The 14,466-nt window shown below is 40.5% G+C and carries 11 protein-coding genes; 7 read left to right on the top strand and 4 right to left on the bottom strand.

Going from position 1 to position 14,466, the window contains the following annotated elements:
* Positions 1-147 precede the first annotated feature (147 nt).
* The 3 genes from C1E24_RS19395 to C1E24_RS19385 all read left to right on the top strand — a co-directional run bounded on the left by C1E24_RS19395 (position 148) and on the right by C1E24_RS19385 (position 3,893).
* Positions 148-2,397 (top strand): response regulator, encoded by a 2,250-nt coding sequence (locus C1E24_RS19395; RefSeq protein WP_138484347.1) that lies wholly within the window; start codon positions 148-150, stop codon positions 2,395-2,397.
* A gap of 86 nt (positions 2,398-2,483) precedes the next feature.
* The gene (locus C1E24_RS19390) at positions 2,484-3,437 is read left to right on the top strand and encodes a slipin family protein (protein ID WP_138484346.1); all 954 of its coding nucleotides are present in this window, start codon (positions 2,484-2,486) and stop codon (positions 3,435-3,437) included.
* Positions 3,438-3,440: 3 nt separating this feature from the next.
* The gene (locus C1E24_RS19385; protein ID WP_138484345.1) at positions 3,441-3,893 is read left to right on the top strand and encodes an NfeD family protein; all 453 of its coding nucleotides are present in this window, start codon (positions 3,441-3,443) and stop codon (positions 3,891-3,893) included.
* Between the two features lie 145 nt (positions 3,894-4,038).
* Here C1E24_RS19385 and C1E24_RS19380 read toward each other — a convergent pair whose 3' ends face one another.
* Complete coding sequence (locus C1E24_RS19380) at positions 4,039-4,257, bottom strand: DUF6500 family protein (RefSeq protein ID WP_138484344.1); 219 nt, start codon at positions 4,255-4,257, stop codon at positions 4,039-4,041.
* 444 nt (positions 4,258-4,701) lie between these two features.
* Between C1E24_RS19380 and C1E24_RS19375 the strand changes: the two genes are divergently transcribed.
* Complete coding sequence (locus C1E24_RS19375; protein WP_138484343.1) at positions 4,702-5,622, top strand: GTP-binding protein; 921 nt, start codon at positions 4,702-4,704, stop codon at positions 5,620-5,622.
* A 31-nt stretch (positions 5,623-5,653) separates the two neighbouring features.
* Here the strand turns inward: C1E24_RS19375 and C1E24_RS19370 are convergent, their stop codons facing one another.
* The 3 genes from C1E24_RS19370 to C1E24_RS19360 form a co-directional block, all read right to left on the bottom strand.
* Entirely contained in the window at positions 5,654-5,950 is a 297-nt protein-coding gene (locus C1E24_RS19370; protein ID WP_138484342.1) for a DUF1330 domain-containing protein, read from the bottom strand.
* Between the two features lie 164 nt (positions 5,951-6,114).
* Entirely contained in the window at positions 6,115-7,842 is a 1,728-nt protein-coding gene (locus C1E24_RS19365) for a HEAT repeat domain-containing protein (protein ID WP_138484341.1), read from the bottom strand.
* Positions 7,843-7,844: 2 nt separating this feature from the next.
* Positions 7,845-9,776, bottom strand: coding sequence for a hypothetical protein (locus C1E24_RS19360; protein WP_138484340.1), 1,932 nt, complete (start codon positions 9,774-9,776; stop codon positions 7,845-7,847).
* A 221-nt stretch (positions 9,777-9,997) separates the two neighbouring features.
* Between C1E24_RS19360 and C1E24_RS19355 the strand changes: the two genes are divergently transcribed.
* The 3 genes from C1E24_RS19355 to C1E24_RS19345 are packed head-to-tail and all read left to right on the top strand — an operon-like array spanning position 9,998 to position 14,372.
* Positions 9,998-11,242, top strand: coding sequence for an efflux RND transporter periplasmic adaptor subunit (locus C1E24_RS19355; RefSeq protein ID WP_138484339.1), 1,245 nt, complete (start codon positions 9,998-10,000; stop codon positions 11,240-11,242).
* Positions 11,243-11,274: 32 nt separating this feature from the next.
* A complete protein-coding gene (locus C1E24_RS19350) occupies positions 11,275-11,979 on the top strand; it encodes an ABC transporter ATP-binding protein (protein WP_058032065.1) in 705 nt (234 codons plus the stop codon).
* Positions 11,976-14,372 (top strand): ABC transporter permease, encoded by a 2,397-nt coding sequence (locus C1E24_RS19345; protein ID WP_240722057.1) that lies wholly within the window; start codon positions 11,976-11,978, stop codon positions 14,370-14,372. The genes C1E24_RS19350 and C1E24_RS19345 overlap by 4 nt, the downstream gene beginning before the upstream one ends.
* The last annotated feature ends 94 nt before the right edge of the window (positions 14,373-14,466 follow it).

Below are 14,466 nucleotides of genomic sequence, written 5' to 3'. Positions count from 1 at the left end.
CTGTTTAATTAAAGCAGTTCAGTGTTTAGCTTTACATTATGGTGGTTGGCGACTAGGTTTTTATATTAACCGTATGGCTAAAAACACATAAATTTGCCACTTTGAAGTTGGTTGCCATTTTATATTTACCCCATCCAAAGAGATGCCATGCAATTATCAACAGTCACGTTATTATTAATGAGTGGTGTCGGTGTATTTACTTCTGCCGTTTCGTTGATTTTTCTATGGTTGGCAAACAGAGATATCACAGCAGTTCGTTATTGGGCCATATCATCATGTTTCCTTATGACGGGCTTATTGTTATTTAATAGCCAAAGTGTTTTACCTGAAGCGCTTAAATATGTGCTGCCTAATTTTGTGGTACAAACGTCATTTTTGTTTATTTTACAGGGTACTTACCGAGCTTGTGAGCAACGTGTTCCAAAAGTTGAACTCGCAACCTTTATAACTTGTTACGTCGTACTGCATCTTTTTTTGACCTTTATTTACCCCAGTTACCCACTTAGATTCACGCTTGGAGTAACGACTGTTGTGATTTTTCTGAGTTGGGTTTTATGGTGTTTATATCGTTATAGCCGAGGGCGTTTTAAGGTTTCCAGCTTTTTGATACTACTTAGTGTGGTGATTTTATTTGCAGTGTCATTCAATAAAATCATCGATGTGAATTGGCAAGGGGTAACTAATCTTCAGCAAGATGACTCTATAAAAGCCCAATGGTTTATTATTGCTTTGTTTATGAGTCAGCTATTGTTTAATTTCGCTTTCGCGATCATGACGGGGGAAATAAGAAATAACAAAAATAAATCAGTTCAAAAACAGCTTATCTCTGCCAATGAAGCACTGAAGATTGAAAAAGCCCGAGCGGAGAAACATTCAAAACTTAAATCAGAATTTTTGGCAAACATGAGTCATGAGATCAGAACGCCCATAAATGGGGTTATAGGATGTTTGGAGCTTTTGCAAAATACCGCATTGTCAAAACAACAAGATCAATATACAGAGCTTGCCCATGCAAGTGCAAACTCACTACTTGGTGTGATAAATGACATTTTAGACTTTTCAAAAATTGAATCAGGTAAGCTAGAAATTCACAATGAACCTGTTGAGTTACTTGCGTTATTAGACAGTGTCGCCAAATCATTTGCCATAGCGCTGAGTAACAAACCGGTTATGTTATTTGTCGATTGTCACCAAGTCACACATCATAATTTACAACTAGATCCAGTCAGAGTTCGGCAAATACTCAATAATTTATTGAGCAATGCGATTAAGTTTACCGAGAAAGGGCATGTCAAACTTGAGCTAAAGTCTGAATTACAAGAAGGTGGTAGAGTCCGGTTAACTGGCAAAGTTATAGATACTGGGGTAGGCATAGACTGCCAAGCTCAAGATAAATTATTCAATGCATTCAGCCAGTGTGATGCATCAACAACTCGATTATATGGCGGAACAGGGCTCGGGCTCGTGATTGTAAAGCGCTTATGTAATTTGATGGCAGGTGATGTGGCGCTGGTATCGAGCTCACTCGAAAAAGGCAGTGAATTTGCCTTTTCTTTAGTTGCCAAGCAGGACGGTTCTAAGGCAAGTGATAACTGTGAATTACAGATACCTAAGTCTATAGGTTTATATAGCCCGAGTTTCACTTTTGCTGAAATCATAGAGAGTCAGTTTGCAGCAAAAGGCTTACCTCTTAAATTGCTGACACCCAAATCTTTGCATCAATCCTCATTTGATTTAATCATTTTAGATTTGGTGAACTTTTCTGCATCAGGTTTAGAAAGTATTTATTTAATTGAAAGTGCCCAAAGGCAAGCGAAGCAGACCTGTATTATTTGTAACGTGAATAGTGATTTTCCCAATAGCCAGTTAGTGAGAGAATCTGCTTGTCGCGTGTTTTATCATCCATTTACCTGTTTTGATTTAATGCAGATATTTACAGAAAAAGTGTTAAATAATAAGTACAAGCCAACTAAATCAGAGCCCATTGAACAGCCACAATCTTTAGCAGGGATTTCTGTGCTGCTTGCCGAAGATAATAAGGTAAATCAACTAGTAGCCACTAAAATACTCAGTAATTGGCAAGTTAAATATAAAATAGCGAATTCAGGGAAAGAAGTACTCGAGATAGTTGAACATGCAACCCTTGAACAGTTTGATGTGATATTAATGGATTGCCAAATGCCTATATTAGACGGTTATCAAACGACAAAAGAGATCCGAACAAACCCACGCTATAAAGTATTTAAAGATATTCCAATTATTGCGTTAACAGCCAATGCAATGAGGGGTGATAAAGAAAAATGTTATGAGGCTGGCATGAATGGCTATGTGACCAAACCAATCGAAGTTGATAAGTTGCAGGCTGAATTAGAACGCTTCATTGATTTAGCCGAATAATTGTTAACTGGGCTGGTTAATGTTAAGTATGGAGAATTTAGGTACTAGGTGATAGTCTGAATACTCAATAATAAAAAGGAGAAAACATGGATCCAGTTAGCCAAATTTTAGAATTTGTATTTCAAGTCGAATTCTTTCTACTACTTTTTGTGATTATTGTCTTAAAAAGTAGCATTAAATTTGTACCACAAAATCGTGCTTGGATGGTTGAGCGTTTTGGTAAGTATCAATCCACCAAAGAAGCGGGTTTGAATTTTATTGTCCCTTTCATTGATCGTGTCGCTGCGGATAGAAGTTTAAAAGAGCAGGCGGTCGATGTGCCTTCTCAGTCAGCCATTACCAAAGACAATATCTCTTTAATTGTTGATGGTGTTTTATATTTCAGAGTGCTAGACCCGTATAAAGCCACTTACGGCGTTGATGACTATATTTTTGCGGTTACCCAATTAGCACAAACTACAATGCGTAGTGAACTGGGTAAAATGGAGTTAGATAAAACTTTTGAAGAACGTGATTTACTGAATACCAATATTGTTGCTGCGATTAACTCAGCATCAGAGCCATGGGGTATTCAGGTATTACGTTATGAGATTAAAGACATTGTGCCACCTAATTCTGTAATGGAAGCGATGGAAGCTCAAATGAAAGCAGAACGTGTGAAACGTGCGCAAATTCTAGAATCTGAAGGTGATAGACAAGCGGCCATTAATGTTGCCGAAGGTAAAAAGCAAGCACAAGTTCTTGCAGCTGAAGCAGATAAAGCTGAGCAAATTTTGCAGGCCGAAGGTGAAGCAAAAGCAATTTTAGCCGTCGCTGAAGCGCAAGCGGATGCACTTCGTAAAGTCGGTGAAGCGGCAAATACAGAGCAAGGTCAAAAAGCCATTCAGCTCGACTTGGCAACCAAGGCGATCAGTGCCAAAGAAGCGATTGCTAAAGAGTCATCGGTTGTGCTTTTACCTGACAGCGGCACTGACGCAAGCTCTTTGGTTGCACAAGGTATGTCGATTATCAACTCGTTAAATCAAAAACAAAAAGGCTAGCCTATGGAATTTTTGACAGACAATATTGCGCAAACACTCCTTATATTGGGTGTCATAGCACTGATTATTGAAGTGGCAGTGCTTGGCTTTGCTACCTTTGTGCTGTTCTTTGTCGGTCTTTCATTGGTGTTCAGTGGTGCCTTGATGTATGCAGGGTTACTCGATGCAAATTGGATAACCGCCCTTTGGGTGAATGCCATTATTACTGCAGGTTTGGCAGCACTACTTTGGAAGCCGCTTAAAAGGTTACAAGAAAGTCGTGAGTCAACTGATGTGCACAGTGATTTTGCAGAGCTTACTTTCACCTTAGAGCAGGACGTTGATGAGCATAACGGTTATAAATATGCTTATTCAGGCATAGAGTGGTTAGTTAAGAGTAAACAACCTCTTAGCAAAGGCAGCCAAGTCAAGGTCGTGAAAAAAGACGTCGGTGTTTTTTGGGTTGAGCTTCAATAAAGAGCGAAATAACCCGCATTTTTGACTTTATAAAAGCAGGCTTTCGCCTGCTTTTTGTCATAATGGCTATTTAAGATGCTTTATTATTAACAACTGTCTCAAGGCAATAAAGAGCCTAAAAGTAGCTTTATTCATTGTTATATCCTTACAACCCTTGTTCAATCATCGCTTTAACTTTGATGGCTTTTTCGAAGTGATCTAATTGATGAGTTTGTATCCACCAAGTGGCCGCTTCCATCAGTTGCTCTGGGTCGTCGTTTTTGTTGGCGAAAAAAGCGTAAAACGACACTCCGACGGTCTCTCCCTTTTTAGTTATCTTTTTTTCACACACAGAGATGATTTTATCTCTTAAGCTCTGACGCATTGATATTCCTTGTAGTCACTGTAATACCTTGCCTCAAATAAAACCACTTGATTAATAGGTGAGGTATAAATTTTACTGACATAGTAACTGAGAGAACTATGTTTATGAAAGCTATTAAGTTTAATGAAGGTAAAAGAACGTGAGCAGTATATAGTGATAAAAAATAATCGGCTCAACATCCTGTAGGAGCCGATCATGACGCATCTAATTTTTATTGTTGTTATGACTCTGCTTTATTGCAGAAGGTATTTTTTATCAAGTAATTATGAATTGATTATGGAGGGAATATGGATTTACAAGGTTTATCTTCTTTTAAATTGTGGCAATTAAGAGGGAATTTATGAGAATTAAATGAAAAGGGTAATCTAGAACTGCTTTGTGATAGTATCACGTAATTAGGGTCGTGTTTAAAGTCGAGTTGACTTACAAATGAGAGGATAGAAAGTGGAGCCTATTATTGTTGTCGTTGGTTTTCTTGGGGCAGGTAAAACCACGTTATTAAAACGTTTGGTCACTGAATACGGCAAAGCGAATTGGTCACCTTTTGTGGTTTTAAATGATTATGAAAATGCCAATTTAGATGCTCAGCAGTTTTTGGATATGCTTGATGAGAAAAGTTTAAAAGCACTGAATGGCAGCTGTATTTGTTGCAGTGGTATTGGCGAACTAAGGGAGTCGGTTAATCGAATTCCAGAGCGAGTAAATGGTATTACACTCATAGAAGCAAATGGCACAACCGATGCGTGTGCCTTAATGGGATTTCTTGGTGTGGGCATCGAAGCGCGTTTTATGCCTCCGGTGCAAATTTCTGTGGTTGATGTTAAAAATTGGCAATTGCGAGATGTCCATAACGAGCTAGAAGCGAATCAAATACAAGTCTCGTCGTTGATCACACTGTCGCACACTGACTCAGTAAGCGAAGCACGTTTGGCTCAAGTAAAAAGCGATATTCGAGCGATTAATCCCACTGCAGAGATTATGCTTTGTGAAGAACTAGAAATTAATAAACTTCCTGATCTGTTACCATCGAGTAATAGTGCAGAAAAGCTTGCGCATCATAAGTCACATTGGTCTTCATGTTCAGTAGATTTACCTAACTTACCAGACCCTATTTGTATTAAAGAAATCTGTGATGCGATCCCAAGCAGCGTGATCCGAATTAAGGGTTGTACAGTTTTAGGCACTGAGCCCGGTTATACTTATTTTGAACGCTGTCCGGATGGTGAAATTTATGTCAGGCCATACCGCGGCAAGCCCACCACCGGGGCGAAGTTACTCACTGTCGGGCCTGGCAGTGATACGTTGTTGTTAGAATCGGCGATTCAAAATAGTTTAGAAGCTGCCAAATTACGACAGGCCAAATAGATTAGAGCGAGGCATACAGTCGAATTACTAGCTATTTTGTGTAGCTAGCAATGATGGTGACCTGATTGACAGAGGTTTCGAAAAACAGCTGTTTTGCTAGTTGGTATTCATCGTTATTAAAAAACGCGTCTTTACTTTGTTCATCAGAAAAGCGAATAGTGAATACTCTATTTATTTCTGTGTATTCTTCGCTTTTCAGTACTTCAGATACTTTAAAATCATAACCAAATTCACCACCAAATCGATTGAGAATAGGCTTCATTGCAGCACGGTATTGGTCATATATTTCATCATTACTGACTTCCAGGCCCACTAACATTTCAAACATTTTTATTCCTATATTCTGTGAATAATGAATTCAAATTATGGTTATAAGTAACTGTCTTTACTAGGGCATAGATGTAAGGAAATATGTGTTAAAGCGTCAGTTAGTAACTGGCATAATAAAGAAGGTCTGTATCATCTTGAGCTATAGACCTTCTAAGCTATTACTTAATTAGAATACACAGACTGCATCAAAGCGCGCAGTACCTGTTGATCTTTCTCGCCTCTTATTAATGCTTTTAAGCGAGGCTTTAAGTCAGGGTCTTTTTTGGCTTGAGCAGCCAAAGCTTGGATCGACGCAAGCCGTATTTCTTTAGGTTGTGATTGGCTATAACTAAATAAGCCATCAATTTGTTTATTATCGAGTTCGTTATTCCCCATCGCTTTGAGTAAAGCGGCTTTAGTGTCTTTATCGCTTTCGACACTTAATTGTTCAGTGATGTATTTCAAACTGGTTTCATTCGACATTTTGCCAAGAGAGTCAGCAGCTTGTTGTCTAAGCTTTGGTTCATTGGCATTTAAAAATGGTGCGATTTGATCTTGCTGTTCGGCATTTCCGCTATTTCCGAGGGCTGCTAATATACTGACTTGGCGGGAAGCTTGTGAAGTCTGTTTTAATTGTTCAACTAAACGTTGCCCCATATAAGCCGAAAACTCACTTCCTGACTGATTTTTAGCAATAATACCTAATACCATCATGGCGCTATTACTTAAACGCTGTTGCTCACCAGAACTAGTTTGATTAGCAGATTCCAGTACTAAATCGACCAGTTTAGGGTCGAGTGGTTGTTCAGCATATTTTAAGCCCATCAAGCTTCTGAACCTTTGCTTGCCTTGAATTTCACCATCCAGATAAACATCTACTAATAGCTGGTGGGCATTTGGGGAATCATTTTTACCTACCATAAGAAGCAGTCGACCTAAGGCCTTATCAGACAATGCATTAGATTTAATCACCTCTTTTAAAGCCGATAAATATTGCTCATTATCGTAAAGTAACTGTGCCAATACCTCACTGCTGAGTTGGCTGATGTCTTGTGATTTTAGTGCTGCTATAAATGCTTTGGCATCTTTCAACGGCTTAGCAGGTGGGCGAGGGTAAAGAGTGCTTTCGCTAAGCTGAGGCCATTTTTCAGGGTTCTCATTCAAGCTAAGTAAAAGCGCAGTGCTTGGCACAGGCGCAGGATTTAGATTGAACTGAATACGCTGTTTAACTTCTATGCTTATATCACCTTTTTTAGTTTCAACTAGTGTGTGATTGTCTCCACTTAAGGCGTTTAATCCACAGTGATCTAACTTTAATTCAAAGCTATCCGCTAAAACCTTGGGGGTTGAAAAATCTAGAAGCTGTGCACCTGGCTTGGTGCTTAAATATTTTAGCTTGCTGCGACTAACTTTGTTTGCTTCTTGTTCAACATATTCAACTTGATATTGCCCTAAATTATCGCTCTCGGTGAGTAAAGTTGGTGCAGTTAGGTCACGTTTATAAATATGTTCAATGTGGAGGCTTTGGTATATGGCAATAAGCTTCTGTTTATCCTCAGGTTTTAATTTTCCTGCAAAATGGTGGTCAGTAACTTGTTTTGTCTGGCGGTTTACTTTAACCGCAAAAGGCACGCCGTAAAGGCTTGGGTTAATTTGCTGTTTATCTAAAACAATTTGTGGATTGACTAATTGTAAGCCCAGCCAGTAATGCTTTTCAGACTTGAGTAATGGGCGGTAAAGTAGTTGGCCTGAAAGGGTCAGTTGATTCTTGCTTGGCTGGTTCAGCGTGAGCATATTAGTATCAGCTTTGGTTTCAAAATTACCCCAGAATGTGCATTGTGTCATCGCTTGTACACTGCCAAACGGCAGTATACAAAGCGAGGTTAAAAGTGGTAGTAAGTTTCTTAGCATAGTTAGAACTTAAAACTGTCACTGTAGTTAATCATTTGCCATGTTTTGTCATATAAAGCGCCAGTGTTATACAGGGTTTTGGTTGCTGTTTTAGTTGGGAATGAGCAGCAGAATTTATAACCTGGATATTTTACCCAAAGGTAAAATTCACCCTCAATGGCTTTCATATGATTACTTACATCAATGCCGTAGCCAATCTCTGAATCAGATAGCGCTTTACTTATGTCAACATAAGCTGTTGCTGAGAGTGTGTCTGAAATAATCAAGAAGTCGACACCGATACCGCCACTGGCAACCAATAAATCTATGCCAGCTGTTGCATATGCATCAAGGCTTGCAGTTAAAACGTCACCACCAATACTAAACTGCAGGCCTTCATATTTAAGATCAGTGTTAACGCCAACAGAGCCTTTGATCCCAGCTGACACTGAGACCGGAACAATGGCAATTGTAAAAGTGGTAGAAAATAGCTTTTGCTCTTCTTCCCAATCATAGCCGTAAGACTCGTCTAACGCCGATACAGTTTCAGACTCTTTTATAAGGCTGTTGCCAAGTAAAGACACATTCATTGAGTAACTAGCAGTACCGTCAGCACCATTTGCAATGCCAGATGCACCTGCTGAAAACAAATCTAAGCTGTGATCGAACATGTATAGGTCAAAGCTACCGCCAGCTGTTGCCCAAGCAAGACCGCCATTTTTAGACTGAAGCAAAACCCAGGACACGAAGCTAGGCACAATGGCTACTTTTGATTTATCACCATAGGTATTACTAAAAATCTCAAATGCCCATAAGGTGTCTGATGTAGAGACTAACCCAGAGAGACCTTGGGGATCTTTTACGGGTGCATAATTTGGTGAGCTTGATTTGCTCGAAGTATCAACAGAGCTAGTAAGGGGGTTAGTGATATTGTGCTCTTCTAACCAGCTATCGTCAGGTTGGTCGTGGTCATATAGAGAGTAGGGCACAGTAATCGTCATGCGGTTATTATCAAGGTTTGCTTCTTGATGCGCTGAAGATAGATCTTCTATTGTAAATGTTAACTCAAAAGTATTTTCGTCAGCGTCTTTATCATATGTTTGCTGTAACTTATCTAATAGCACACCATTAACGGCAATATCGTAAGGGAAATAATGACTTTGTTCATGGTCAGCAAATTTGATTTTCATATCGTCATGATAACGATTTTCGCCTTCTTGCCAAAAGTGCGCGTCAAACTCGACACCTGCGACAGTAACTGTTGCAGTCACTAAAGCTTCATTGATTAAATGACCAAACTTACTGGCATCAAAATGACCAATGATGTCTGCGCGTTTATGCTCTGGAGCATTCTGAGACTCCGTTTCGCGCCTACCTGAATCAGGAAACATGGCAAAACCATCGCCAACTGTTAACGTATCAAGCGCGAAGTCATGATAAAAAGTACTATCAATGGTTATTTGCGCAAAAGAAGCTGCATTATCAGAGAAATCTCTCGAGCCATTATCTTCGGTATTAGCCTCATTCTCAATGCTCTTTGCACTGTCTACATATGCTGCAATAACATAATCGTCAGAAGGTATCTCTTCATTGGGCAGCATGAGCTCTGCGGTGAAACTATGCTCACCATCTGATAGCTTTTCAATATAGTGTGTGCCTAGTTCATAACCTTCAGGCTCATCATGCGATGCTAATTGGTCAACTTTGTCTTTGGCAATGGCCATAAAAGTCACACCGACATGTTCTGTGTCTAATAGCTGGCTGCTGATACTGTAGTCAATCATGATCGGCTGACCAGGTTGATAATAAGCTTTATCAGGTGTATTGACTGTTTCTAAACGCACATTGGCAACCGGCTCTGGTTGCTTGAGTGATGATTCAACATTGTTATCTGAGTCACTGAAACAGCCTGTTAGTAGGCCGAGCATGCTGATGCTAAAAAGTGTTTTGCGCATTGTTTGGTTCCTTTCTCACGTTGCATAATTATAACTAGCACAATATGGAAATATTATGGAGTCCGTTTCGATTTCGGTAAATTGTTTTTCGGTTTCGAAAATAATATTTCTATATTTGCATAATGATTTCTTAAAATCTATATTTTTCATGCCCTTATGTTTTGGCATGGCACTTGATTTGAATACTGTATTAAAGATTAAAAACAGTATGGGATCGAGTTATGGATGTGGTCGTAAAGCCCAAAAAAAACACCAAACGGCATCTAAGCATTTTAGCGTTTATTTGCTTGCTACTGGCGGCCTGTATTTGGCTTTTTTTGCAACCGAGTCATGCACAGCAAATCAAAGCAAATGAGATTTGGTCGGCGAAGGTTGAGCAGGGTTCATTAAATTTAGAAGTATCAGGTTTTGGCCGTTTAAAATCGAAAAAGCCGCGTTTACTCACTGCCAAAAGTCAGGCTACGGTTGATGAAATTATTTTAAAACCGGGTGCTGAAGTAACCCCTGAGAGTGTTATTTTAAGGCTCTCTGATCCGAACATTACTCAATCAGTGCGCGATGCAAAGCGTGCATACATTGATAGTCAAAACCAACGCATTCAAACGGATATTAACCAAAAACGCGAATTGCTTGCTCAGCAAGCAGAGTTAGCTCGCATTCAAGCCGACCTTGAAAGCGCAGAGCTTGAAGCGAACGCACAGAGCCAATTGGTTAGTAAAGGTATTGTCTCTAATATCGACTACCAGCGTACTAAGTTGCAAGTCAGGCAGTTAACGCGACGTTTAGAGATTGAAACTGCTCGCATTACCCAGCTTGAAGCCCTGCATGCTGCCAATTTAAACATTGCCGATTCAAATATTTTGGCACAACAAGAGGCATTAGAGCTGGTGCAACAGCAACTGGACAGCCTAACGGTTAAAGCGGGCATTCATGGTGTGGTGCAATCGCTGAGTGTGGAACTCGGGCAAGCGGTGAATTTAGGTGAACAATTGGCTTTAGTCGGCAGTACCACCGACCTTTATGCTTTGCTGAACGTGCCACAGTCAAAAATGCAGTCTATTCAACTGGCGCAAGCGGTAAGCATCAATACTCGTCGTGGAGAGATCTCAGGTGAAGTGATCCGCATCGATCCGGTGATCAACAACGGCAATATTCAGGTTGAAGTGGCGCTAAATGGCGCGTTAACCGATAACGCCCGACCAGAGCTGAACATCGAAGGCACCATTGCCGTGGGCCAATTAGCAAACGCACTGTTTATCAAAAAGCCCGTAAACGTAAAAGCATTCTCAAATTCTACTTTATTTAAATTAACCGATAACGGCTCGGCCATCGCTACCCCTATTCAGTTTGGTGCAGCAACAGACGAGCAAATTCAAATACTTGCTGGCGCACAAGCACATGAGCAGTTTATCCTTAACGATATGACTCGCTGGCAAGCACATACCCACATTGCCATTGTGAAGTAAGCCAGGCAATCGCGATATAAAAAGGAAAGACCATGAGTAATAACAAGATAAAGCTAACCAATATCACGAAAAAGTTTGTCACCAGCGAGATGGAAACCCATGCACTGCGCGGCGTTGATTTAGAAATTAATGAAGGCGATTACGTGTCGATTTCAGGCCCGTCTGGCTGTGGTAAATCAACCTTATTATCGATATTGGGATTATTAGACACCGCGTCGGACGGTGAATATATGTTAGCCGGGCACGATGTCAGTAATCTCAGTGTTAATCAAAGAGCAAGTATGCGAAATGAGCATATTGGCTTTGTATTTCAGTCGTTTAATTTAATTGATGAATTGTCGGTTTTCGACAACATAGCACTGCCACTTCGCTATCGTGAAAAGGCATTATCACAGGAAGAAGTTAAACAAAAAGTAGACGCTTGCTTGGCTAAAGTTGAAATGACGCATCGAGCGGGTCATAAACCGAATCAGTTGTCAGGTGGTCAGCAGCAGCGTGTTGCGATTGCCAGAGCCTTAGTAAACGACCCTGCAATTTTACTGGTTGATGAGCCAACCGGTAACCTAGATTCTAAAAACGGTGATGCGGTCATGATGATGCTGGCTGAACTAAACCGACAAGGCACCACCATTTGTATGGTAACCCACGACCCAAGATATGCAGATATGGCAAAACGCAAACTGCATTTACTTGATGGTGTGATGGCTGATGAGTTTAAAATGGAGCTGGCGGTATGAGTATTATCAAAGAAGAATTTAAACTCGCGGTCAGCAGTTTATTAAGATTACCGGGGTTTAGCTTAACGGTGATCACCACCCTTGCAGTGACATTAGCGGCGCTTGCGGTGGTGCTGAATATCAATTATTTGGTACTGACTAAGCCATTGCCATATCCTAATGCCGATAAAATTGTCGTTACCGATCAAAGTGAAACCATCAATGGCGAGACGCAATACGGCTTTCAGATTTTGTCGGCGCAGTACCATATTTACAAAGACGAACAATACATCGAGCAAATGGCTCTTATGAGTTTGTTCGGTGCAAAACTAAGAGATTTGCCAGACACACCTTACCTTGATGGCGTTCGAGTCACACCTGAGTATTTTACGATGCTTGATGTGCCTATGCATTTGGGTCGTGCTTTTAATCAACAAGAAACCATTAATGATAAGCAAAGAGTCTTGGTATTGAGTTTTGAGGCTTGGCAAACACACTTTGGTGCTGACCCAAAAGTGATTGGCACTTATACAGCTATCGCTAATGATAAATATCAGATCATAGGTGTAACAGCGAGTCATTTTAATGCGCCAGAAGTATTTGGTAATTTTTCTATGCATGCTTGGTTTAGCTTTGACCAAGAAATTAGCCGCACTAGTAGCTGGGGAAGTATTACCGGTGGAGTAAATGGTATAGCAATCCTCAAAAATGGTGTATCAATTGAGCAAGCAAATAGCGCACTTAGTGAGCAAATTAACGAGTTGTATCAAAGTCGTGATGATGTCGCTGCTAATACCGCAATTGGAGCACGCTTCGTACCCATAAAACAGAAAATAGTCGCAGATAGTGGCGAAATGGCATTGTTGCTTTTGGCTGGTGTGATTACCTTGTTATTTATTGCGGTCACTAACATTTGTAATTTGTTTTTATCTCGCGCGGTACAAAAAAAGCGCGTGATGGCCATTCAAGCGGCATTGGGGGCGAAAACACAACATATCTTTTTAGGCATGTTCAGCGAAGCGCTGTTGCTATCTATGCTTGCCTGTATTTTTGGCTTGCTCATCGCTGGCTGGTCAATGGTTTGGTTAGCCAGCGATTTACAGTATATGTTCCCGAGAATGCAGCATTTAACCCTAGATCCAGTGACAATTTCTGCAAGTTTTGCGGTGAGTGTATTTGTTAGCATTGTGATGGCGAAGCTCGCCAGTCAGCAAGTGCCTTATCAGCAGCTTAATCAAACCCTGCAAAGCAGTGGTAAAGGTACGGGAGCACAGATATCTAGCCTGACCAGAAATGTACTGGTTGCCTTACAAGTTGGATTAGCTACAGCCTTGTTACTTGGCGCGACAACCGTGTTATCTCCTGCGATTAATAAATTGGTTAAAGATGTCGGGTTCAATGCCAATAATGTAAATTATCTTCGCGTCGATACGGGTAATCTGAATGAAGGTTTTCATGATGTTGCGCAACAAGTCAAAAGCCAGCTTAAATCGTTACCGCTAGTTGAAGATGTTGCTTTGACGCGCGCTTCACCTTTGCAAATGGGTTGGGAAAATTATTTATACGATGAAAGTAATGAGATGCTAGGTATTGTCAGTGTCGGTTTCTTTGACGAAAATAGCTTTTCTTTACTCGGTATGCTGATGATTGAAGGGCGTAGCTTTAGTTCATTACAAGATCCAGAAAATACACCGCAGGAAATTATTATTAGTAAAGCACTCGCAGAGCGTTTGTTTAAGTCAGAATCTGCAATAGGTAAAACATTGCAAGCAGCACCGAATGAGCCACTCACCGTTGTGGGTGTAGTTGATAATGTTTATGTGCCGGATAACCGTGATAGCTATGCAGAAGAGCGTTATTATTTACCGTTTACAGCAGGTGCTCGTTTTGCGTTAACGTTTAAAAGCAAGAGCCAAGTCGATAGAGCACAATTACTCGAAGCTCTAAAAGAGGTTAACCCGCAACTGAGTATTGCTTACTTTGAAACGCTAGACAATATGCTAACGGCTCGATTAAGAGCCTCAAAGTTGGTTGCGATTTTAACAATGAGTTTAATTATATTAGCGCTAAGTCTGGCTGCAGCAGGTATTTATGGGGTATTGAGCTATAGCGTACAAATGCGTCGGTACGAGCTGGGTATTCACCTATCACTTGGTGCACATACTGGGCAAGTCATCAAACTGGTATTAATGCAAAGTATGCAGCCTGTTGTATTTGGTGTGCTTTTAGGTGGCGTGTTGGCGGGAATCGGTTATCTAATTGGCACGCGACTCCTTGCGATGCAAATAACTGGGGAAATTTCAGTGCTATTACTTGCCATTCCTATTATGGTGGTGATTTCCGTATTAGCTTGTTACTTACCGGTGCGTTCTGTCGTGAGCTCAGATCCTCTAAAAGCGCTACGTAATGAATAACCTTGAATGGGTTTTCTGAAACTTCGCTGAGCATTAACCTAGTCTTATTCTATGAGACTAGGTTAAACTCGTTTTACAGCTTACAGCTTACAGC

The sequence above is a fragment of the Pseudoalteromonas phenolica genome (assembly GCF_005876835.1).
GTDB classification, from domain to species: Bacteria; Pseudomonadota; Gammaproteobacteria; order Enterobacterales; family Alteromonadaceae; genus Pseudoalteromonas; species Pseudoalteromonas phenolica_B.
Note: the sequence above shows the minus strand (reverse complement) of the source record. Positions and strands in the feature narration are given on the sequence as shown.